We start from the raw sequence: 22,246 nt of genomic DNA on the forward strand, positions 1-22,246 counted from the left end.
GTCCCCCGAGCCCCGGCCGACGAACGCCCTCCTACCAGCCGGTCCCCCGGGCCTCGGCCCGCGTCACCGGCTCCGCCCGCTCCGCCTCCACCGCCACGGCCTCCACCGCCCGGGTCGGCACGGCCCGGACCGTCGGCGCGGGCCACACCGCCGGGGCCACCCGGCCCGTCGACAGCACGCCCGCCGACAGTCCGCCCGGCTCCAGCCGGGCAGCGGCCGCGGACACGCTCGGCAGGGCCTCCGCCACCCCGACCCCCGGCACCGACCGCGCGACCTCCGCCCCGGACACCGCGGGCACCCCCGGCATCGCGGGCACCGCCCCGCCGACCGTGCCCAGGCCCGCCCCGGAGCTGGTCCGCAGCCCCCCTCGGAGCGCCGGGCCCACCGCCTCGGCGGTGGCCGCGGCCGCGCCCGGACGCTCGGCCACCGTCGCCGAGAGCCGCAGCACGAAGTTGCGCTCGGTCGGATCGCCCTGCGGCCAGTCGCAGTCCTTGCTGCGGACGATCCGGCTGCGCAGACCCCCGGAGGTCTGCCACGGGTACGGCAGCACCCGGACGTTGGGACGCCAGCCCACACCCGGCACGCAGTGCTGGAGCTCCAGCTCCCACTCCTCGGCCCGCACGTCCAGCGAGGCCCCGGCCCGCCCTTCCAGCACGATGGTGCCGTACGGGGTGCGCACCACCGCGCGCTGCTCGTAGTAGGCGTCCTTGTCGAGGACGGTGATCCGCAGCGGCCCGTTCATTCGCAGCATGGTGGCCCTTCCCGGTGGTCGAAGCTCTCGGAACCGAGACGGCCCCGCACTCCGATCGACGGGGCGTCCGCAGGCCCGGGTTCACCTCCGGACCGCAGGTGAACCCCAGGTGGACGTCCGTCCGTTGAACCCCGGGGACGGCGCGTCCGGCTTTCCGCCCCGGCGCGCGCCCCGGCTTCCGCCCGGGGCGCCCGCGGCCGGTCCCGGGACTCGGACCGAGGCGTTCCCCTTGGGGCAGCCCGGCAGGACCGATCGCGCACACCTCCCGAACCGCCGGGCACGCGCTCCGCCCGGACGGTCCGCGCCACTGGGACCCCGCTCCCGGGCCGCTGCTCCCGGTCGCCGCCACCGCCCGCCCGCCCGCACCCGCCGCCGCGGCACCCGGGCTGCCCGTCGTCCCTTCGTCAGCACGCGGACGACAGCGCCTCACCGGCGGCGCGGCAGCGGAGCCGGGAGCCTCGCACGGCCGGAGGACACCTCCCCGCGCGCCTGCGAGGACGACGAACCGGCTGCCGTCAACCCCCCGGTCGGACAGATACCCACCATTCCCGAAATCGCACACCGAACGTCACAGAACGAACCTCCAGCGTGGCTAGACTGCGCCCCGCACAGGGATGGAAACCCTCGTCCACCCGCTCTCACCAGGGAGGATCCGTGTTCGTTCGGCTGCTGGGCCCGGTGGAACTGCGGACCGCCGACGGCCGGTCCGTCGAGCCCGCCGCCGCCAAGCGGCGCGCCACGCTGGCCCTGCTGGCGCTCGAACTCGGCCGTACCGTCCCGGTCGGACGCTTCTTCGAACTGCTGTGGGGGGACGCGCCGCCGGCCCGGGCCCGGGCCGCGCTGCAGGGCCACATCGCCGCGCTGCGCAAGCTGATCGCCGGTTCGGGCCTCGTCCTCTCCACCCGTCCTCCGGGCTACCGGCTGGACGGCCCGGCGGACGCGGTGGACTCGCTGCTGTTCGAACGGCTGGTCGCCGACGCCGCCGCGCGGAGCACCCCGGACGGCGACGAGGCGGCGGCCGGACTGCTGCGCCGGGCGCTCTCGCTGTGGCAGGGGCCCGCCGCGCTCGCGGACCTGCCCGAGACCGACCTGCGCGACGCGCTCGCCGACCGGCTGCGCAAGGACCGGACCCTCGCGCTGGAAGCCTGGGCCGACCGTCTGCTGCGGCTCGGGCTGGGCGCGGACGCAGTGCCCGAGCTCGACCGCGCGGCGGAGGCCGATCCGTGGAACGAGGCGCTGGCCGCGCGGCTGGTGCTCTGCCTGCAGCAGTCCGGCCGTTCGTGGGACGCGCTGAACACCTATCACCGCACCCGCCGCAGGCTGGCCGCCGACCTCGGCGTCGGGCCGGGCAGCGCGCTGCGCTCGGCGGTGTCGGGGGTGCTGTCCGAGGACGGGGCACGGCGTCCGGCGGCGGGAACGGCAGTGGGGACGGCGCCGGCACCGGTCCGCCTCCTCGGCCGCCCCCGGCCCGGCACCGCACCGGCCACCGCCGCCCCGGCCGCCACGGCCACCGCCGCCCGGGCCGCTTCCACCGCCGCCACCGTCCGACCGGCGACGGCGACGGCGACGACGCCGTTCGCGAGCTGCAAGGCGGCCCCGCGCCCCGCCGACCGCGGACGCCCGCCCGTCGCCCGGCCCACGCCCGTGTCCACGCCCGTGTCCACGTCCGCCGGGACCCCCACGACCGCCAAGACCGCCGCCCCCGCCGCCGCACCGCCGGCCCGGACCCCGGTCGCACCCCCGGCCCCGGCCCGTGCGCAGCCGGTCGCCGCTCCCGACCAACTCCCCCGCCCGGCCTCCGGTTTCGTCGGCCGGATCCCCGAACTCGACTGGCTCTCGGACCGGTTGCGCGGCTCTCGCGCCGTCGGCCCGGACGCCGTCGACGCGCCCGCCGTCGACGCGCCCGGCACCGGCACGCTCGCCGTCCTGGTCGGCCCGGCCGGCACCGGCAAGACCGCGACCGCCCTGCGCTGGGCCCACGACGCGGCCGCCGGCTACCCCGACGGGCGGCTCTTCGCCGACGTCAACGCCTTCGGGCCGGGCCGCCCCGCCGGACCCGGCGCCGTGCTCGGCCGGTTCCTCCGCGCCCTGGGCGTGCCGGAGTCCGAACTGCCCGAGGACCGCCCGGCCCGCGCCGCCCTCTACCGCTCGCTCAGCCGGAACCGCCGCCTGCTGGTGGTGCTGGACGACGTCGCGGACGCCGGGGACGTCACCGATCTGCTGCCCGCCGGGCCCGGCTGCGCGACCGTGATCACCAGTCGCAGCACCCTGGCGGACCTCGTGGTCACCGAGGGCGCCGCCCTGCTGCGCCTCGGCCCGCTGCCCGCCGAGGACGCCGGGCGCCTGCTGGAGCAGCTGCTCGGCCGCCCCCGGGTGGCGGCCGAACCGGAGGCCGCCGCCCGGCTCGCCGAGCTCTGCGGCGGGCTGCCGCTCGCCCTGCGGATCGTCGCCGCCCGGCTCGCCACCCGCCCCGCCTGGGCGATCGCCGACCTGCTGCCGGAACTCGACGACGAGCGGACCAGGCTGCACGCCCTGGACACCCGGGGCAGCAACAGCCTCCGCGCCGCACTGGACCGCACGCTCCGCCACCTCGGCGGTACGGCGGCCCACCTGCTGGCCCTGCTCGCCGTCCACCCCGGCCGGGAGACCGACGTCCCCGCCGCGGCCGCACTGCTCGGCGCCGGCCCGGACGAGGCCCGGGACGCCCTGGCCGCCCTGGCCGCGCACCACCTGCTCACCGAGATCGCGCCCGGCCGCTACCGCCGCTGCGACCTGGTCCGGCTCTACGGGGCCGAACTCCTCGACGAGCGGCACGCGTCCGAGCACGCCACCGCCACCGCCGCACTGGCCGACCACTACCTGGCGACGGTGGCCCACGGCGCCGCCCTGCTCCAGCCCGCCCCGGGCGCCACCGCTCCCACCGGCCCCGTCGGCCCGCCGTCGAGGCCCGGCGGCCGACGTGCCGCCCGGCCGCACCTGCCCACCGTCCGCTCCATCCTGGACTGGTTCCAGGCCGAGGAGCCCGCCGTCCGGGGCCTGGTCGCCGCCGCCTCCGAGAGCGGCGACCACGACCGCGCGTGGCGGCTCGCCTACCGCGCCGACGGCCTCTACTACAGCGTCGGGCGCCGACCGGACCGGCTGGCCTGCCTGCGGACCGGGCTCGACGCGGCCGGCCGCACCGGAGACCCGGCCGCGGTGGCCGCGATGGAGGCCGTGACGGCCCGCGCCCTGAGCGGCCGGGGCCGGACGGTGGAGGCGCACCGGCTGGCCCGCCGGGCGGTCGACCGCAGTTCCGGCACCGACGACGCCGTCCGGGTGCAGGCGCTCACCGTGCTGGCCGTGACCACGGCGGCCGGCGGCCGGCCCGCCGAAGCGGTCCGGCTGGGCGAGCGGGCGATCGCGCTGGCCGAGACGCACGGCCACGCCGAGCACGCCCCCTACGCGCTCAGCAACACCGCCGGTCTGTACGGCCTGGCCGGTGATCCGGCCCAGGCGCTGCGCCGGGCCCGGGAGGCCAGGGCCCTGCTCGTCGAGCACCCGCTGGCCGTCTTCCACCTGTCCGCGATGATCAACGAGGCGCACGCCCTGCAACTGCTCGGCCGCCACGCCGACGCGGAGGAGGCCTGGCGGCAGACGGTGGAGCGCTGCCGGTTCGCCGGCGCCGTCCATCTGCACGCGGTCGCCGAACGCCACTTCGCCGACTTCCTGCTGGCGACCGGCCGCACCCCGGAGGCCGTCGGCACCCTGCGCGCGGCCCGCGGACTGTACGGGCGGCTCGGCGACACCACGGTCGTCGGCGAACTGGACCGGCGGCTGGCGGTGTTAGCCGGCTGAGGCGCGTCCGGACCCCGGGTCCCCCACCCCGGGCTCCCCCTGCCCCGCCAGCTCGGCCGTCAGCATCGTGACGCCGTCCTCGCCGAAGCGGTGCAGCAGCAGCGCCACCCACGTCACGGCCTCGGCCCGTTCCCGCGCCGTCCACGCGCCCGCCGACGGGTGCTCGTCCACCACCAGGGCCTCCGCGACCAGCCGCAGCCCCTCCGGCACCGCCGACGGCGGACCGTCCCCGGCCAGCCGCCGGGCGGCCGCGACCACCACCGCCCCGGCCGCCGGGGGCACCGCCCACCCGCCGCCGGCCGGTTCCCCGCCGCCGGGCCCGTCCTCACCGGTCCGCTCCGCCGCGAGCCACCCCGCGACCAGCTCCCGGACTCCCGCCTCACCCACCGCTTCCGCCATGGCGGCCAGCTTGCCAGCACCACGTCCCGAGGTCATCACTGTCACACCGACGGATACGGCCCGGACCCCGCCGCGCGTTCACCGGACCGGACGGTCCGGGCCCGGTCCGGCACCGACCGGGCGGCCGCCGGACGGCCTCAGGCCCCGACCTCCCCGTCGATCGCCTCGCGCAGGAAGTCCGCGTGCCCGTTGTGCCGCGCGTACTCGTGGATCAGGTGCAGCATCACCAGCCGCAGCGAGACGTCCGCCTGCCAGCGCGGCTGGTACCCGGTGACGTCCAGCGACGGCGCCTCCCGCTCGATCCGCCGGGCGTGCTCCACCTCCGCCTCCCAGGCCGCGAAGGCCTCGGCCCGGTCCGCGCCGCTCGCGTCGTAGGCGGCCTGGTAGTCGCCCTCGGCGGACCACACCAGCGGGACGTCCTCCCCGTCGATCACCCGCCGGAACCAGGTCCGCTCGACCTCCGCCATGTGGCGCACCAGCCCGAGCAGGGTCAGCGTGGACGGCGGACTCGACCGCAGCCGCAGCTGCTCGTCCGTCAGCCCGGCGCACTTCATCGCCAGGGTGGCCCGGTGGAAGTCCAGGAACGCCCGCAGCGTCTCGCGCTCGCCCCCGGTCAGCGGCGGGCCGATCCGCCCGTCCCCCGCGCCGCTCGCCGCGCCGACACCCGTACCCGTACCTGTACCCGTACCCATGGTGCTCCCCGTCCCCTTCGGATCCGAACGATCGATCGGCGCCCAGTCTGGCAGGCCGACCGCCCCGTCGACAGCGAGTTCCCGTCCGTCCCTCCTGACCTGCTGCGCCCCTCCTGAAACCACCTCCTTCGGGTAGTTCCACCGGTGGCCGGTTTGGGTACGTACTGCGGCGCGCGCCCGCGGGAGGCCCGGCGCACCGGCCCCTCCCCGCCCGCACCGTCACCCCGGCCACCGCCGTCACCCGGCCGTCACCACGACACACGAGGAGCCCGAGCGAACCATGAACCAGGACCGCATCCCAGGACCGGTACGCCGGACCTACGGCGCCGACGACCTCTCGCAGGCCGCCTCCTTCGCGGGCGGATTCATCAACTTCGGCGACTGGAGCGGCATCCGCACCACCGACCCGACGACCGAGGACCGGATCCGCAGCCAGGAGAACCTCTACCGGCGGGTGCTGCGCACCTTCCCCGGGCCGGCCGAGTCGCTGCGGCTCGGCGAGGTGGGCTGCGGGCGCGGGCTGGGCGCGGCGCTCGCGCTCTGCGAGTTCCGCTTCGCCGCCGTCACCGGGGTCGACATCCACCCCGACCAGATCGAGCGCGCCCGCACCGTCAACGCCAAGGCGCTGGCGACCTTCCCGGACCGGCTCCGCTACACCCTGGGGTCCGCCGACGACCTGCCGTTCGCGGACGCCTCGCTGGACGGCCTGTACTCGGTCGAGGCGGCCCAGCACTTCCGTGAGCTGACCGGCTTCGCCCACGAGGCGGCCCGGGTGCTGCGCCCCGGCGGCCGGCTTGCGGTGGCCACCTTCTTCTCGGCCGAGGGGCCCGACGCGGTCGAGCGGCTGAGCATCCTGCTCGGCAGCTTCGCCAACGGCCTGGACGTCGCCCATCCGCTGGCGGGCTTCACGGCCGACCTCGGGGCGGCCGGCTTCGCCGAGGTCGCCGCGGAGTCCATCGGCCCGGACGTCTGGCCCGGTCTCGACCGCTATCTCGAGGGCACCGTCCCGCCCGGCCACTGGACCCGCAACTTCCTCCCCGCCTGGCGCGACGGCCTGCTCGACTACTACCTGCTCACCGCGACCCGCGGCTGAGCCGCCGCCGGTCCGTCACCGGTCCGTCACCGGTCCGGCGGGCCGCGCCGCCGACCGGCACCCGAGCGATCCCCGCACACCGCGGGGACCGCCCAGCCCCGGGCGGCCGCTGTGCACCGGCAGCATGCTCCGGACGGCCGACTCCGGCGCGCCCCCGGTCCGGGCCCGCCCGACGCTCAGGCCTGCCGGGTCGGCAGGGCGACCAGGTGGCGGAGGTTCACATGGCGCGGACGGGTGACGGTGAAGGCGATCAGCTCGGCGATGTCCTGCGCGGTCAGCGCGGGCATCGCCTCGAACATGCCGTCGAGCTGCTGCCGCAGCACCGGGTTGTCGATGTGGCCGCCGAGTTCGGTGTCGGTGAGCCCGGGCTCGATCGCGGAGACCCGCACGTCCCGGGGGCCGAGTTCGGTGCGCAGCGCGGCGGAGAGCTGGGTGAGCGCCGCCTTGGTGGCCCCGTACACGGCGTAGTCGGGGAACAGCACGTGGGAGGCGATGGAGGAGACGTTGACCAGGTCGGCGGCGCGGCCCTCGGCGGCGGCCGCGACGAGGTCGGCGGAGAAGGCGCGGACGATCCGCAGCGCGCCGGTCAGATTGGTGTCGATCATCCGGGTCCACTCGTCGATCCGCCCGTCCGCGAGCGGATTGGGCAGCATCACCCCGGCGTTGTTGACCACCAGGTCGACCGGGCCCCAGGTGTCGTGCACGGTCCGGACGGCGGCGTCCACCGAGGACTGGTCGGTGACGTCGGCGGTGACGGCGAGGGCCCGGCCGCCGTCCGCGCTGATCGCGGCGGCGAGGGCGTCCAGCCGCTCGGCGCGGCGGGCCAGCAGGGCGACCCGGGCCCCGCCGGCGGCGAGCAGCCGGGCGGTGGCCTCGCCCATGCCGCTGGCGGCCCCGGTGACGACGGCGGTGCGGGCGGCGAGGGCGGGCTGGGCGGTGCGGTTCATGTTCTGCTCCGGTGCGGTTCGTTGGCGCGGACGGCCTGACGGGACCACTCTGGTCCCACCGTCGCGCGCCACCCAGGGCCCTGTTCCACCCGGGTCCGGTGGACCCTGGGTCCGGCAGACCCTGGTTGCGCCGTCACGCCGTCACGCCGCTGCACCACCGCACCGCTGCGGCACGAGGTGCCACGTGCCGCGGACCGGGGCCGGTCCCGCCGATTTCGCCGCGGCCCCGGAAGGATCCGCGGGACCGGCCCCGGTCAGTGCTTCATCAGCAGGTGACCGGCACGGTGACGGTGGCGGTCGACGGCGGCCAGCCCCACTGGGTCACGTTGAACGTGGCCTGGACGCTGGAGCCGCAGGGCGCGGTGCCGGAGACGTTGCCGACCGGGATGCCGCCGCCGGGGATGAGCACGTAGGGCGAGTCGCTCCCGATCAGGGCGCCGCCGACGACACCGGCGGTCAGGTTGAAGGCGACCTTCTGCGGGGTCCAGGCGATGCTGGCGGGGGTCGCGTAACCGGAGAACACGACCTGGTCACCGGTCACCGAGGCGCAGAGCCGCAGGTTGACGATGCCCGGGAACCCGTCGACGCAGTTCTTGGTGCCGGGGCCGGAGGGGCCGCCGGTGGTCTGGGCGGAGGCCTGGGTGGCCCCGGTGACGGCCAGCGCGGAGAGCGCGGCGCCGGTGGCGAGGAGCGCGGCGAATCGCTTCATCTCGGTACTTCTCCTTCGGACGAACGGAGGGTGGTTTCGTTCGCGAGGCAGACATCGCAGGTGATCGCCCGTCAGGTCCGATCGCACGTCACATGTGCAATGTCACGCCTCACATGCGAGATGCTGCCACGCCCGCCCCGGAACTACCGCCCGGTAGCCCGGGTTCCGAAGATCCTTACCGGATTTGACCTTCATCTGGCGCGATTTCGCGGCCGTGCCGCAGACTCTCCGGGACGGCTCCCACCGCACCCACCCGCACCAACCCCAGCACCACCCCGCATCCGCACCAGCGCATCGGAGAACCCCCACGGTGACCACGAGTCGACAACTGGAGATACCCTTCGCCGACGGCCGCTCCGGCAGCGGCCCCGCCACCTGGGGCCAGCGAGCCATCTGGGACGTCGTCAACCGCCTGGCCCCCGCCGACCGCCCCCGCTACAACATCGGCACCGCCACCCCGCTCGACCCCGGCCTGCCGCTCCCGGTGGTCCTGGACGCCCTCGGGCACCTGCTGCACCTGCACGACTCCCTGCACACCCGGCTGCTCCCCGGCCCGGACGGCACCGGAGCACCGGACGGCACCGGAGCACCGGACCGCACCGAGGCACCCGACGGCACCGCGCTGCGCCAGACCGTCGACCCGGCGGGCACCCTGCCCGCCCTGGTCCGGGACCTCCCGGCCGGCACCGACCGGGCCGGGCTCACCGCCGCCGGAACGGCCCTGCACCGGGAACTGACCGACCGTGCCTTCGACTGCGCCACCGAGTGGCCGATCCGGGTCGGCCTGGTCGTCGCCGACGGCCTGGTGCGGCACATCTCGCTGGTGCTCTCGCACACCGCCGTGGACGGCACCGGGATGGGCCTGCTGGTCCGCGACCTCACCGCGCTCGCCCTGGGCGCCGACCCGGCCGCGCTCCGGGCCGGCCGGACCACCCAGCAGCCCCTGGAGGAGGCCGAGTTCCAGACCTCCGAACGCGGCCGCAAGCGCGACGCCAACGCCCGCGCGCACACCCTGCGCAAACTGCGCTCCGCCCCGGCCCGGCTGTTCCCGCCCGCCCCGGCGGCCGACCCCGCCGCCCGGTTCCCGAACGCCGTCCTCAGCTCGCCCGCGCTGCTCCGCGCGGTCGACACGGTGGCCGCCGCCCACCGGGCCGGCTCCTCCGCCGTGCTGCTCGCGGCCACCGCCGCCATGACGGCCCGGCTGGCCGGACGCCCGGACGCGGTGCTCCAGGTGGTGGTCAACAACCGCTTCCTGTCCGGCCTCACCGACGCGGTGAGCGTGGTCGCCGGCGACGCCCTGCTGCACCTCCAGGACGCCGACGGCGAGTTCGGCGCGGCCGTGCGCCGCACCCACGCCGCGTCGATCGCCGCCTACCGGCACGCCTACTACGACCGGCGCCTGCTGGACGCCGAGATCGAACGCCTCACCGCCGACCGGGTGCCGCTCGCCGACCGCTCCTGCGTCTTCAACGACACCCGCGACCTGCTCCCGGGCGGCCTCTCCGCCCCGGACCCGGCCGTCGCCGGGGCCGCGGCCGACGGGGACACCACCCTGGACTGGCCGGTCGAGTTCGACCCGCGCCCCGGGCTCACCTACGCCCTGGACGCGCAGCGCACCCCGACCGCCCTGCAACTCGCCATGACGGCCGACCCCGCAGTGCTCCCCCGGGCCACGATGGAACGCTTCCTGCGCGGCATCGAGGAACTGGTCCTCACCGAGGAGCGCGCGCTGCGCCCCTGACCGCGCCCCGGCAGAGCGCCCCTGGAACCGGGAGAGAGCACCACGGGGAAACACCAGGGGCCCGGCCGACCGCCCGCGGGGGCGGCCGGCCGGGCCCGTGCCCGCTCCGCGCGGGCGACGACGCGTCAGCCCCGGTGCTCGTGCACCGCGTTGGTGTCCTGGATCTTCTGCCAGGACTTCGGCTGCGCCGGAGCCGCCGCCGACGCCCCCGGGGCGAGGCCCTCCGCCGCGGGCGCCGCCGCGAGCGCCGAGCCGGCCGCCGCACCCGCCGATCCCACCGCCGGCTTGCCGGCGGTGAACAGCCAGGTGTTGAACAGCCCGCCCAGCGGCTTGCCGGAGATCTTCTCCGCATAGGCCTGGAACTGCGGGATGGTGGCGTTGCCGTACTTGCGCTCGGTCGGCCACCCCTTCAGGATCGCGAAGAACTTGTCCTCCCCGACCGTGTTCCGCAGCGCCTGGATGGCGATCGCACCCCGGTCGTAGACGGCGCCGGCGAACTGGTGGTCCGGGCCCGGGTCGCCCGGCCGCACGGACCAGAACGCGTTGTCGGCCGCGTAGTTGTTGTAGACGTAGTCGGCCAGTTCCTGCGCGGTGCCCTCGTTCTCGTGCTCCGACCAGAGCCACTGCGCGTACCGGGCGAAGCCCTCGTTGAGCCAGATGTCGCTCCAGCGCTGCACCGAGACGCTGTCGCCGTACCACTGGTGGGCCAGCTCGTGCGCCACGACGGAGGTGTTGGCACCGCGCGCGAACTGCGCGGGGCTGTAGAAGACCTGTCCCTGGGTCTCCAGGGCGTACCCGGTCGGCACGTTGGGCACGTAACCGCCCACGGTCTCGAACGGGTACGGGCCGAACACCGTGCTCAGCCAGTCGGTCAGCTCGCCGGTCCGCTCGACGCTGGCCTGCGCCGCGCCGAGGTTGACGCCCAGGTCCGGGCTGTAGGCGGTGATGACCGGCAGTCCGCCCTCGGTGGTGTCCTTGCGGATGTCGAACTTCCCGATCGCCAGCGTCGCCAGGTAGGTGGCCTGCGGCTTGGTCTGCCGGTAGTTGTAGCGGGTCCAGCCGGGCCGGGAGCTGGTGGTCTGGGTGCCGTTGCTGACCACCTGGGTGCCTTCCGGCACCAGCACCGAGACGTCGAAGGTGGCCTTGTCGGTCGGGTGGTCGTTGGCCGGGAACCACCAGGCGGCGCCCTCGGGCTCGTTGGCGGCCACCCCGCCGTCGGGGGTGCGCAGCCAGGCGGAGTACCCGCCGCGCTCGACCTCGCCCGGCTTGTCGGCGTAGCGGACGACCACGGTGAGCGGGCTGCCCTTGGCGACGGTGCGGGACGGGGTGATCACCAGCTCCTGCTCGCCGCTGGTGGTGAACTTGGCGGCCCGGCCGTTGACCAGCACCTCCTTCACGCTGAGCACGAAGTCGAGGTTGAAGCGGGTGAGGTCCTGGGTGGCGGTGGCCAGGACGGTGGTGGTGCCCTCCAGTTCGTCGGTGGTGGGCGTGTATTTCAGCCGGATGTCGTAGTGCGAGACGTCGTAGCCGCCGTTGCCGGCGTTCGGGTAGTAGGGATCGCCGATGCCCGCCGCACCCGGGCCGGCCTGGGCGGCGGAGGCGGGGACGGACAGGAGCAGGGCGAGCGCGCCGGCAGCGGCAGAGACGATCAGCCTCTTGCGCACAGGGGTCCTCCACAGGGTCACTGGGACAACGGGTCGGATCGATCCTTGTCCCAACGAACCCGGTCCTACGCCTGAACGATGAAATGTTCATGAGAAGAAACAGGCCGAAATGGCCGGGCGGCCCAGTCGTGACACGACGTCACCGCCCGGCCGTCGAGGCGCCACTGCCGTACCGTCAGGCGCCCAGCGCCACCGGGGCCCGGACCAGCGAGCCGTACTCGGTCCACGAGCCGTCGTAGTTCTTGACGTGCTCGTACCCGAGCAGCTCGGTCAGCGCGAACCAGGTGTGCGCCGAGCGCTCCCCGATCCGGCAGTAGGCGATCACCTCCTGCTCCGGCCCGACGCCCCGGCCGCCGTACAGCTCCCGCAGCTCCTCGGCCGGGCGGAACGTCCCGTCCTCCCTGGTCGCCTGCGACCAGGGGATGTTGACCGCGCCCGGGATGTGCCCGGGCACCTGGGCCTGCTCCTGCGGCAGGTGCGCCGGGGCCAGCGCCTCGCCCCGGAACTCGGCCGGCGAGCGGACGTCCACCAGCGTCGCGTCCGAGCCCGGCTTGGCGAAGACCTCGGCCTTGGCCAGCACCTCGTCCCGCAGCGCCCGCACCTCCGGGCGCTCGGGCCCGGTCAGCCGGTACGGGCTGTGCTGGTGGTCCATCACCTCCGCGGTCAGCTCCCGCCCCTCCAGCTCCCACTTCCGGCGCCCGCCGTCCAGCAGCCGCACCGGGCCGAAGCCGCGCAGCCGCAGCAGCCAGAAGGCGTAGGCGGCGAACCAGTTGTTGTTGCCGCCGTAGAGCACGACGGTGGTGTCCTCCTCGACCCCGGCCGCGCGCAGCAGGTGCTCGACGCCCGCGCGGTCCACGTAGTCGCGCCCGACCGGGCTGTGCAGATCGGTGGCCCAGTTCCAGCCGACCGCGCCGGGCAGGTGCCCGCGCTCGTAGGCGCCGTTGTCCTCGTCCACCTCGACCACCCGCAGCGTGCCGTCGTCCAGGTGCCGGGCGAGCCACTCGGTGCCGACCAGTGCCTCGGGGTGTGCGTAGCCGTTGCCGGTCATCGCCGCTCTCCTTCGCTCGGGTCCTCGGGGCCTGCCCCCGCCGGGGCCCTAGGCCGCGACGGCCAGCCGCGCCACGTAGTACTGGTTGAGCGGATCGCCCTCGATCCGCGACACGTCCACCGAGCCGAAGCCGGCCTCGGCGAGCATCCGGCGCGCGGTCTGCTCGCCCCAGACGGTGCCCAGCCCGGCGCCGCCCTCGCCCAGCGAGACCGTCATGCAGTAGAAGGTCGAGAAGGTGTACAGCGCCGGGGCGAGCGGGTGGTCGATGTTCTCCTCGAGCAGGCTGCTGGCGGCGATGTCGCCCATCAGGAAGACGCCCTCGGGCCGCAGCACCCCGGCGACGGCCCGCAGGGTGCGGTCGGGGCGGGCCAGGTCGTGGACCACGTCGAAGGCGGTCACCAGGTCGTACCCGCCGGTCAGCTCGGCCGAGTCGGCGAGCACGAAGCGGGCGTTGTCCAGGCCGTGCACGGCGGCCTCGGCCTTGGCCGCGCCGATGCCCTGCTCGGAGATGTCCACCCCGGTGAACCGGCTGGCCGGGAAGGCACTGGCCAGGACGTTGACGGCGTGGCCCTGCCCGGTGCCGATGTCCACCGCGTCGATGCCCTCCCGCAGCCGCTCGGCGAGGCCGGGCACCAGCGGCACCACGGCGTCCACCAGGGCCAGGTCGTAGCCCGCCGCGCTCTCCTCGGCCTGGAGCTCCTGGAAGCGCGGGTAGGCCGAGTACGGCAGCCCGCCGCCGGTGCGGAACGCCTCGACGATCCGGTCCTCGACCTCGCCGAACAGAGCGAGGTACTGCATCATCCCGGCCAGGTTCTCCGGCCCGGCGGCCCGGGTCAGCGAGGCGGCGTGCTCCGGCGGCAGCCGGTAGGTGCCCTGCTTCGGCTCGTACTCGACGAAGCCGCCGACCACCATCGCGCCCAGCCACTCCCGGACGTAGCGCCCGTCCAGCCCGGCGGTCCGGGCGAGGTCCTCGACCGTCGACGGCGGAAGGCCGGCCATGGTGTCGAAGAGACCGGTCCGGTGGCCGACACTGGCCATGAATCCCAGGCAGGCGTCGTTGAGCACCTGCAATACGCGACCCGCGAACTCCTCCTGCTCCGCCGGGTCCGGTTCCCGTTCGGACATCGTTCCTCCTGCGCCGTGTCGGGACCTGCGCGAACCCCTCCCCCGGCCACGCTACGCCGTTCGGGTGCGTTCCACCGTCCGTGACGGCTACCGGTCCGGCCAGGGCACCTCGGGCCGGCGCTCGTAGGCGTAGCCGGCGGCCTCCCAGCGGGCGCCCTCCTTGGCGAGGCGGGCCTTGAACCGTCCCCAGTCGTGGCTCGCCCGGGGCGACCAGCCCAGCTCGGCGAGCGCCGGCAGCCGGGGCAGCAGCATCAGGTCGAGCTCACCGGGGGTGTCCAGGGTCTCGGTCCACAGCGGGGCCTCGACGCCGACCACCGAGCCGTCCCGCAGCGGCAGCAGGGTGTCCGGGTCCCAGTCGTACGCGGTCCGGACGTCGATGGTGCCGGCCCAGACCAGGCCGAGCGGATAGCCCGACTCGTACTTCATGTCCAGGTAGCTGCGGCCGGACGGCGACATGATCACCTCGGCGCCGCGTTCGGCGGCCTCCCGCAGTTCGGTGTCGCGCCCGGCCCGGCCGTCCCAGAACTGCAGCAGCCCGATCCCGCCCGGCGCGGTCTGGTTCCAGCCGACGGGGGTCTTCCCGGCCGCGCGCACCTGCTCGCCGACCCGCCGGACGAACTCCGCGTACTCGGCCGGCGCGACCCGCTTCGCCTCGTCGCCGCCGATGTGCAGCAGCGGCCCCGGGGTGAGCCGGGCCAGCTCGGCGACCACGTCCCGGGTGAAGGCGAACACCGCGTCACCGGTCGGGCAGAGGGTGGAGAAGCCGACCTCGGTCCCGGTGTACGGCCAGGGTCGGGCGCTGCCCGTGCAGTCCAGTTCGGGGTAGGAGGCGAGGGCCGCGTTGCTGTGTCCCGGCAGGTCGATCTCCGGGACGACGGTCAGGAAGCGCTCCTGGGCGTAGCGGACGATCTCCTGGTAGTCGGCCGCGGTCCAGTACCCGCCGGGGGTGCCGTCGACCTCGCTGGTCGCGCCGACCGCCGTCAGGGCGGGCCGGGCCGGGATCTCGATCCGCCAGCCCTGGTCGTCGGTCAGGTGCAGGTGCAGGTGGTTGAGCTTGTACAGCGCGAGGCGGTCGATGAAGCCCTTGACCTCGGCCGGGGTGAAGAAGTGCCGGGCGACGTCGAGCATCGCGCCCCGGTAGCGGTAGCGCGGGCGGTCCTCGACGGTGACCGGTGCCACCGTCCACTGCGGGCCGTCGGCGACCCGGGTCGGGCTCTCGACCTGCGGGGGCAGCAGCTGCCGGAGCGTCTGGGTGCCCCGGAACAGGCCCTCGGGGGCGCGGGCGGTGATCCGCACCCCGTCGGCGTCGGCGGTGAGCCGGTAGCCTTCGGTGCCGGTGGCCTCGGGGAGCGCGGGGTCGAGCACCAGGGCGATGCCGTCGCCGGCGGCGGGTTCCACCACTGGGAGGGGCAGTCCGGTGGGGCGGCGCACCGCCTCGGCGAGCCGCTCGGCGATCCCCCGCACCTCTCCGGCCTGCCGCTCCTGCGCCGCGCTCACGGGTGCGGTCCGGATCGCGGTGCGGTCGGTGAGCCGGTAGCCGGGTCCGGAGCCGGGGGTGACGGAGAGCGGTACCGGGACGATCCGGTCGGCGGTGCGCGGCCCGGCGGCGACGGGCGGGGCGGCGGCGGTGCCCCGGGAGCGCAGCAGGTGCTGGAGACCCCACCCGGTCGCGGTCAGGGCGAGGACGCAGAGGACGGCCAGCAGCGCGCGGGTCCGGGCGGACAGCCCGGCGATTCGTCTCGGCAAGGCCGCTCCCGGTGTCGGTTCACCGGAATGGTCTCAACCAATCGCCGAACTGTCCCGCACTTCGCCGAAGTCGGCCGGCTCAGGAGAAGACGACGGAGCGCAGCTTCAGCCTCGGGCCGAGGATCTTGCCGGGGTTCATCACGTAGTAGACGTCGCCCTCGCAGTTGAAGTCGAGGAAGACCGTGGCGGTCGACAGGGTGAGGTTCCGGGGCGAGTGGCCCGGCTCCTCGTCCGTGGCGCCGGGCAGGTTGAGGCACTGCTCGCTCGGCGGGTCGGTCAGACCGTGGGGCAGGCCGGGGCCGACCTTGTAGAGGAACTCACCGGTCGCCGCGTTGGCGGAGGTGGGGACGGCGAGGACGAGCGCGATCGCGCTGGCGGCGGCGATCACGGTGTTGCGCAGACGCATGACAGGGGGCCTTTCGGGCGGCACACAGGGGTGCCGAGGGAAATGGTGTGAGATCACCCTAGAGGCCCCAAAATTGGGGAAACGATTCTGCTTGTCCATCCTTTCGGGTGGTTTATCCCCGGTTTGCGCGACCTTTTCGCGTGCAGCCCCACACCCTCGACGACTCACCCCGGCGGGGCCGTGAAGTGGTACCCGGAGTCGATCAGCACCGGCAGGTACGCCTTCAGCGCCGCCACCGTCTGCGAACGGTCCCCGCCGCCGTCATGGTTGAGCACGATCGCGCCGGGCCGGACGTCCTTGAGGATCCGGTCGGTGATCACGGCCGTCCCCGGGCGGGCCCAGTCCCGGGGGTCGACCGACCAGGCCATGGAGCGCATGCCCAGCTCGGCGCTCACCTTCAGCGAGGCCGGGGACCAGTCCCCGCCGGGCGCCCGGAACCAGGTGGGCGCCTTCCCGGTGGTCCGGTGCAGCAGCTCGGAGGTGCGCTCCAGTTCCTCGCGGACCTTGGCCTCGGAGAGGTGGCGCAGGTCGGGGTGGGTCCAGGTGTGGTTGGCGAGGTGGTGGCCCCGGGCGGCGATCTCCCGGACCAGCTCGGGGTGCTCGACGGCGTTCTCCCCGATCAGGAAGAAGGTGGCCCGGATGCCGTGCTGCTCCAGCAGGGCCAGCACCGTCGGGGTGTGCCGGGGGTCGGGCCCGTCGTCGATGGTGAGCGCCACCACCCGCCGGTCGGCATCGAGCTCGTACACCGGGCGGCTCTCGGCCTCCGTCAGGGCCCGTGCGGGCGCCGCTCCCGCCTGGTCGCCCGAGGACGGCGCACTCGGCGGCGCGCTCGGCGGCGCGGCGGACGGGACGGGGGCGGACGGGGCGGCGGAGGCGGTCGCGGGCGGCCCGTCGGCCACCGGCGCCCCGGGCGGCGCCGCGGGCGCCGGGTCCGCCCCGGCCTCCGGCGTCGGGTCCGGCTCGGCGGAACGGAGCCGGGCGGCGGTCGCCGCAACCTCCTCCGCCCGGCCGCAGCCGGCGACCCCGAGCAGCGACATCCCCGCCGCGACCAGCAGCAATCTTCGCGAAGTAATCTGACGATCAGACAGCATGACGGATCTGTCCCCCGTTCATCCGCCCGTCTCCCAGCGGCCGCCCCGACGGGTTCGATCACCACCCCAACGGCCCAAGGCGTCCCCCGTGCACCGGCTGTTCGCCCACCCCGTGACCGGATCGCCGCCGGGCCCGCTAATCTGACCTCTCCCAGTGTGATGATCTGTCTTAAAAGGACGTGGCCATGACGACTAGTCAGGACTTCGCCGACCGGTCCGAGAACGATGCCGCCGAACTCAGCCAGTGGGAGAAGTACGGGGTCGACACCAGCACTCCGCACTCCGCCCGCGTCTACGACTACTGGCTGGGCGGCAAGACCAACTTCCCGCCCGACCGGGCGATGGGCCAGGCCATCGAGCAGGCCGTGCCCACCATGAAGGCGCAGGCCAAGGAGAACCGCGGCTTCCAGAAGCGCGCCGTGCGCCACCTCGCCGAGCGCTACGGCATCCGCCAGTTCCTCGACCTCGGCACCGGCATCCCCACCTCGCCGAACACCCACGAGATCGCCGAGTCGGTCAGCTCCGGCACCCGGGTCGTCTACGTGGACAACGACCCGATCGTGCTGGCCCACGCCCGCGCGCTGATGGTCTCCACCCCGGCCAGCCGCACCACCTACATCCACGCCGACCTGGGCAAGCCCGCCGAACTGCTGGCCGACCCGGCCCTCAACACCACGCTGGACCTGGACCGGCCGGTCGGCATGCTGATGATCGCGGTCCTGATGCTGATCGCCGACGAGGACGACCCGTGGGGCAAGGTCGCCGCCCTGCGCGACGCGCTCCCCTCCGGCAGCTACCTCGCGCTCACCCACCCCACCCAGGACTTCAACGAGGCCGCCGTCGCCCAGGTGACCGCCTCCGCCCGCGCCGCCGGGATGACCCTGGTGCCGCGCAGCAAGGAGGAGGTCACCCGGTTCTTCGACGGCTGGGAGCTGATCGAGCCCGGCGTCGCCCCGGTGATGGCCTGGCACCCGGAGGGCGAACAGCCGGCCGACCCGTACGCGGCGTACTACTGGGGCGGCCTCGCCCGCAAGCCGTAGGCCGTCCCCTCCGGCGCCCCGCCGGCCCCGCCTCCTCCGGAGGAACGGGGCCGGCCGCTCCGGCGCGCGCCACCGGCGGCCGCACTACTTCAGCAGCCGGGACATCCGCCGGTCCGCGAGCGGCTTCCCCCCGGTCTGGCAGGTCGGGCAGTACTGCAGCGAGGAGTCCGCGAACGACACCTCCCGCACGGTGTCCCCGCAGACCGGACAGGGCTGCCCGGTCCGCCCGTGCACCCGCATGCCCAGCTTCTTCTCCGCCTTCAGCTCCCCCGCCGCCAGTCCGCGCGAACGCTCCACCGCCTCCCGCAGGGTCGAACCGAGCGCCTCGAACAGCCGCGCGGTCTCCTCCGCCGACAGGTCGGCCGCCAGCTTGTACGGGGACATCCGCGCCACGTGCAGCACCTCGTCCGAGTAGGCGTTGCCCACCCCGGCCAGCACGCTCTGGTCCCTCAGCACCCCCTTGATCCGGCGGCGCTCGCCGGCCAGCAGCGCCCGGAAGCGCTCCAGGCCGAAGTCCGGGTCGAACGGGTCCGGGCCCAGCCGGGCCACCCCCGGCACCTCCCCGGCGTCCCGCACCACGTACACCGCGAGACCCTTCTTGGTGCCCGCCTCGGTGAGGTCGAAGCCGTCCCCGTCCGGGCCCTCCAGCCGGACCCGCAGCGCCAGCGGATTGCGGCCGCCCGGCTTCGGCGGCTCGACCGGCAGGTGCTCGCGCCAGCGCAGCCAGCCAGCCCTGGCCAGATGGACCACCAGGTGCAGCCCGTCCACCCCGATGTCCAGGAACTTCCCGTGCCGGACCACCGGGCCGACCGTCCGCCCGGCCAGCGCCGTCACCGGCGGGTCGTAGGTCTTGAGCGCGCTGATCGCCACCGGCCGCACCTCGGCGATCACCCGCCCGGTCAGCCGTGCGGACAGGAAGGCGGTCAGGGCCTCGACCTCGGGCAGCTCCGGCATGTGCCCAGTCTCGCCCGGCCGCCCGCCGTCCGCCTCTTCCGCCGCCCCGCCGTTCCCCACCGTCACCCCGCCGTTCCCCTCTTCCGCCGCCCCGCCCTTTGCCCGGGGCCGCCCGGCGGCGCAGTCTGGAGGGGCGGCCCGCGCGCCAACCCGAGGAGGTCCGGCCGGCCATGAGCACGCTGGAGGAACAGATCGACATCGACGCCCCCGTCCTGGCGGCCTGGGAGCAGTTGCACCGTGTCCACGAGTACCCGCGCTTCGTCGACGGCGTCCGCACCGCCCAGCCGCACGGCCGCAACCTGGCCCACCTCGGGGTGGAGATCGCCGGCGCCGAACTGGACGTCGAGACCGAGATCACCGACCGGGGCCGGGGCCGGGTGATGGCCTGGCGCACCCTCGACGGTCCGGCGCTGCACGGCGCCTTCGCGCTGCGCCCGCTCGACGCGGCGCACACCCGGGTGCAGGTCCGGGTCGAGTACGACCCGGGGGTGGTCCGGGAGGTGTTCGGCGGGCCCGGCGGCTTCGCGCTGGCCGGGGCGATCGAACGGACCGTCCGGAGCGACCTCGAGCACTTCCGGGAGCTGGTCGAGGCCCGGGTCGCGGCCGCCGCGACACCGCCCGAGCCGGTCGTCGAGGCTCCCGGCACGGTCACCGTAAACGGCGTATAAGCCCAGCTCAGAGCTGGTGGTGAGGATCTTCACAGCGGGCCGGGGAGCCACTCGCCGGGCGTTCGACCTGTGGCACACTCGGGAGTCATGAACTGTGCCCGGGACACCAGGACGCTGCGCGCGGCGGTCTTCGCCGCGCTGCTCGTGCTGCTCGCCGGGCTCGGCCAGGTGCTGGTCACCGGCCGCCCGCTGCCGCTCGGCACGCTGGCCGTGGCCGGGGCCGCCGTCTTCGCGGTGGCCTTCGCACTGTCCGGCCGCGAGCGCGGCTACCGGGTGGTCGCGGCGGTCTTCCTGCCGCTGGAACTCGGCCTGAGCGCCCTGTTCGACTTCGCCCAGTCCACCTGCCCCTCGCTGCCGCCCGGCACCGCCCGCGGCCTCGAACCGCTGCTGTGCGGCGGCGGCTCGCTCGGCGGCCTGCTGCTCGGCCACGGCCTCTCCCGGCCGGTCGGGCTCGCCCTGCTGCTGCTCCTGCACACCCTGCTCGCGCTGGCCGCCGCGTACTGGCTGCGCAGCGCCGACGCCGCGCTGTCCGGGCTGGCCCGCACCGCGCGGATCCTCGGCGACTTCGCCCGGCGCTTCCCCGCCGCGGCCGGTCACTGGCTGACGCTGCTGACCGCACCGCTGCCGGCCCGCCCGGTGGCGCGGGTGCCGTTCCCCCGGGCCAGCCGGGTGCTGGTCCCCGCCGAGTCCGTCCGGCTCCGGCCCGCCGTCCGGCGCGGCCCGCCCGCGCGGCTGCCGGCGCCCGCCCGCTAGGAGACCCCGCGGACCCTCCCGGTCCCCCGGTCCCCGGCCGGCCGTGCGCCCGACGCGCCCGCACGCCCCGCCACGAGCACCAGGACGACCTCCACCATGAGCACCTCCCCCAAGAAGAGCACCACCCCCGGCGACCGGAAGGCCGCCCGCCGGGCCGCCACCGAGCGGATGCGCCAGGAGCGCGAGCAGGCCGAGCGCTCGGCCCGGATCCGCCGCCGGGCCGTGGTCGGCACCGCCTCCGCCGTCCTGCTCGCCCTCGCCGCGGGCGTCGCCTTCGCCGTCGGCGGCTCGAGCGGCTCCGGTTCCGGCGACACCGCGGCCTCCGGCCCGCTGGTCGTGCCGGCGAACACGAGCGGCGCGGACGGCACCGTGGTCACCTACGGCAAGGCGGACGCCCCGCACACGCTGGAGGTCTACGAGGACTTCCGCTGCCCGTTCTGCGAGCAGCTGGAGACCACCACCGGCCCGACCGTCCAGCAGCTCGCCGACGCGGGCAGCTACAAGATCGAGTACCACCTGGCGACCTTCCTCGACCAGGGCCTCGGCGGCAAGGGCTCGCGCACCGCGCTGGCCGCCGCCGGCGCGGCGCTGAACGAGGGCGTGGACAAGTTCAAGCAGTTCCACGACGTGCTCTACGCGAACCAGCCGGACGAGCGCGACGACGCCTTCGCCGACGTCAACCACCTGCTCGACCTGGCGGACAAGGTGCCGGGCCTGAAGACCGACGGCTTCGTCAAGGCGGTCCGCGAGGGCACCTACCTGCCCTGGGCCGGCCAGGTCAACAAGGCCTTCGACAAGAGCGGCGTCACCGGCACCCCGACCGTCCGCCTGGACGGCAAGAAGCTCGACGTGTTCTCCGGCGGCAAGGCCGTCTCGCCCGAGCAGTTCACCGCGATGGTCAAGCAGGTGACCGGATGACGGCCGCCCCCACCCCCACCCCCACCCCCGCCCCCGCCGCCCCGTCCCCCGCCGGCACCCGGACCGGGTACGGCGCGAGCCGCCCGTTCGCCCTGCTGCTGGTGATCGGCGGCGCACTGGGGCTGTTCGCCTCGGCGGTCCTCACCCTGGACAAGATCCGGCTGCTGAAGGACCCGTCCTACGTCCCGAACTGCAACATCAATCCGATCATCAGCTGCGGCTCGATCATGCGCAGCGACCAGGCCGAGGCCTTCGGCTTCCCCAACTCGCTGCTCGGCCTGGCCGGCTTCGCCGTGGTGATCGCGATCGGTGCCGGGCTGCTGGCCGGCGCCACCTACCGGCGCTGGTTCTGGCTGGGCCTCCAGGCCGGCACGGTCTTCGGCATCGGCTTCGTCACCTGGCTGATGTACCAGGCGCTGTACCGGATCGGCGCGCTGTGCCCGTTCTGCATGGTGGTGTGGGCGGCGATGATCCCGCTGTTCTGGTACACCACCCTGCACAACCTGCGCACCGGCGTCGTCCCGGTCCCCCGCGCCCTGCGCCCGGCCGTCCGCGAGGCGGCCCGCTACCACTGGGTCGTCCCGGCCCTCTGGTACGCGGTGATCGCCCTGCTGATCCTGAAGCGCTTCTGGTACTACTGGTCGACCCTGCTCTGATCGGGCACCCA

The 22,246-nt window shown here is 75.1% G+C and carries 20 protein-coding genes; 8 read left to right on the forward strand and 12 right to left on the reverse strand.

Annotated features, from left to right (window positions below; genetic code table 11):
• Positions 1-31: 31 nt before the first annotated feature.
• Positions 32-751 (reverse strand): hypothetical protein, encoded by a 720-nt coding sequence (locus tag ACIPYS_RS06305; protein WP_400743794.1) that lies wholly within the window; start codon positions 749-751, stop codon positions 32-34.
• Between the two features lie 654 nt (positions 752-1,405).
• Here ACIPYS_RS06305 and ACIPYS_RS06310 point away from each other — a divergent pair.
• Positions 1,406-4,585 carry a BTAD domain-containing putative transcriptional regulator gene (locus ACIPYS_RS06310; RefSeq protein ID WP_400743797.1) on the forward strand — a complete coding sequence of 1,060 codons (3,180 nt, stop codon included), beginning with the start codon at positions 1,406-1,408 and terminating at the stop codon, positions 4,583-4,585.
• Here the strand turns inward: ACIPYS_RS06310 and ACIPYS_RS06315 are convergent.
• Complete coding sequence (locus ACIPYS_RS06315; protein WP_400743800.1) at positions 4,574-4,984, reverse strand: hypothetical protein; 411 nt, start codon at positions 4,982-4,984, stop codon at positions 4,574-4,576. The genes ACIPYS_RS06310 and ACIPYS_RS06315 overlap by 12 nt on opposite strands.
• A 137-nt stretch (positions 4,985-5,121) precedes the next feature.
• Entirely contained in the window at positions 5,122-5,676 is a 555-nt protein-coding gene (locus ACIPYS_RS06320) for a DinB family protein (RefSeq protein ID WP_400743802.1), read from the reverse strand.
• A gap of 280 nt (positions 5,677-5,956) precedes the next feature.
• Between ACIPYS_RS06320 and ACIPYS_RS06325 the strand changes: the two genes are divergently transcribed.
• Positions 5,957-6,769: a class I SAM-dependent methyltransferase gene (locus ACIPYS_RS06325; protein WP_400743805.1), complete on the forward strand. Its 813-nt coding sequence runs from the start codon at positions 5,957-5,959 to the stop codon at positions 6,767-6,769.
• Positions 6,770-6,945: 176 nt separating this feature from the next.
• Here ACIPYS_RS06325 and ACIPYS_RS06330 read toward each other — a convergent pair whose 3' ends face one another.
• The gene (locus ACIPYS_RS06330; RefSeq protein ID WP_093863185.1) at positions 6,946-7,716 is read right to left on the reverse strand and encodes an SDR family oxidoreductase; all 771 of its coding nucleotides are present in this window, start codon (positions 7,714-7,716) and stop codon (positions 6,946-6,948) included.
• A gap of 265 nt (positions 7,717-7,981) precedes the next feature.
• Entirely contained in the window at positions 7,982-8,425 is a 444-nt protein-coding gene (locus ACIPYS_RS06335) for a hypothetical protein (RefSeq protein ID WP_093863184.1), read from the reverse strand.
• 310 nt (positions 8,426-8,735) lie between these two features.
• Between ACIPYS_RS06335 and ACIPYS_RS06340 the strand changes: the two genes are divergently transcribed.
• Entirely contained in the window at positions 8,736-10,166 is a 1,431-nt protein-coding gene (locus ACIPYS_RS06340) for a non-ribosomal peptide synthetase condensation domain protein (protein WP_400743809.1), read from the forward strand.
• A gap of 125 nt (positions 10,167-10,291) precedes the next feature.
• Here ACIPYS_RS06340 and ACIPYS_RS06345 read toward each other — a convergent pair whose 3' ends face one another.
• The 6 genes from ACIPYS_RS06345 to ACIPYS_RS06370 all read right to left on the reverse strand — a co-directional run bounded on the left by ACIPYS_RS06345 (position 10,292) and on the right by ACIPYS_RS06370 (position 17,246).
• Positions 10,292-11,830, reverse strand: a complete 1,539-nt coding sequence (locus ACIPYS_RS06345) for a M1 family metallopeptidase (RefSeq protein WP_093863182.1) — start codon at positions 11,828-11,830, stop codon at positions 10,292-10,294.
• A 175-nt stretch (positions 11,831-12,005) separates the two neighbouring features.
• Positions 12,006-12,878 carry a sulfurtransferase gene (locus ACIPYS_RS06350; RefSeq protein ID WP_093863181.1) on the reverse strand — a complete coding sequence of 291 codons (873 nt, stop codon included), beginning with the start codon at positions 12,876-12,878 and terminating at the stop codon, positions 12,006-12,008.
• A 48-nt stretch (positions 12,879-12,926) separates the two neighbouring features.
• Entirely contained in the window at positions 12,927-14,003 is a 1,077-nt protein-coding gene (locus tag ACIPYS_RS06355; protein WP_400743814.1) for a class I SAM-dependent methyltransferase, read from the reverse strand.
• Positions 14,004-14,090: 87 nt separating this feature from the next.
• The gene (locus ACIPYS_RS06360) at positions 14,091-15,749 is read right to left on the reverse strand and encodes a beta-N-acetylhexosaminidase (RefSeq protein ID WP_400743817.1); all 1,659 of its coding nucleotides are present in this window, start codon (positions 15,747-15,749) and stop codon (positions 14,091-14,093) included.
• A 79-nt stretch (positions 15,750-15,828) separates the two neighbouring features.
• A complete protein-coding gene (locus ACIPYS_RS06365) occupies positions 15,829-16,155 on the reverse strand; it encodes a hypothetical protein (protein WP_400743820.1) in 327 nt (108 codons plus the stop codon).
• A 164-nt stretch (positions 16,156-16,319) separates the two neighbouring features.
• Positions 16,320-17,246: a polysaccharide deacetylase family protein gene (locus ACIPYS_RS06370; protein ID WP_400743823.1), complete on the reverse strand. Its 927-nt coding sequence runs from the start codon at positions 17,244-17,246 to the stop codon at positions 16,320-16,322.
• A gap of 185 nt (positions 17,247-17,431) precedes the next feature.
• Between ACIPYS_RS06370 and ACIPYS_RS06375 the strand changes: the two genes are divergently transcribed.
• The gene (locus ACIPYS_RS06375) at positions 17,432-18,286 is read left to right on the forward strand and encodes an SAM-dependent methyltransferase (RefSeq protein WP_400743825.1); all 855 of its coding nucleotides are present in this window, start codon (positions 17,432-17,434) and stop codon (positions 18,284-18,286) included.
• An 84-nt stretch (positions 18,287-18,370) separates the two neighbouring features.
• Here ACIPYS_RS06375 and ACIPYS_RS06380 read toward each other — a convergent pair whose 3' ends face one another.
• On the reverse strand, positions 18,371-19,240 hold the full coding sequence (locus ACIPYS_RS06380) for an Fpg/Nei family DNA glycosylase (RefSeq protein ID WP_400743827.1): 870 nt from the start codon (positions 19,238-19,240) through the stop codon (positions 18,371-18,373).
• A 170-nt stretch (positions 19,241-19,410) separates the two neighbouring features.
• Here ACIPYS_RS06380 and ACIPYS_RS06385 point away from each other — a divergent pair, with 170 nt between their 5' ends.
• From ACIPYS_RS06385 to ACIPYS_RS06400, 4 genes are all read left to right on the forward strand, one after another.
• Complete coding sequence (locus tag ACIPYS_RS06385; protein WP_400743828.1) at positions 19,411-19,908, forward strand: SRPBCC family protein; 498 nt, start codon at positions 19,411-19,413, stop codon at positions 19,906-19,908.
• 87 nt (positions 19,909-19,995) lie between these two features.
• Positions 19,996-20,661, forward strand: coding sequence for a hypothetical protein (locus tag ACIPYS_RS06390; protein WP_400743830.1), 666 nt, complete (start codon positions 19,996-19,998; stop codon positions 20,659-20,661).
• A gap of 96 nt (positions 20,662-20,757) precedes the next feature.
• The gene (locus ACIPYS_RS06395; RefSeq protein WP_400743832.1) at positions 20,758-21,579 is read left to right on the forward strand and encodes a DsbA family protein; all 822 of its coding nucleotides are present in this window, start codon (positions 20,758-20,760) and stop codon (positions 21,577-21,579) included.
• The gene (locus ACIPYS_RS06400) at positions 21,576-22,235 is read left to right on the forward strand and encodes a vitamin K epoxide reductase family protein (protein ID WP_400743834.1); all 660 of its coding nucleotides are present in this window, start codon (positions 21,576-21,578) and stop codon (positions 22,233-22,235) included. Before ACIPYS_RS06395 ends, ACIPYS_RS06400 begins: the two co-directional genes overlap by 4 nt.
• Positions 22,236-22,246: the final 11 nt, after the last annotated feature.

Origin of the sequence: Kitasatospora sp. NPDC089913 (genome assembly GCF_044748625.1) — a bacterium.
Classification (GTDB): domain Bacteria; phylum Actinomycetota; class Actinomycetes; order Streptomycetales; family Streptomycetaceae; genus Kitasatospora.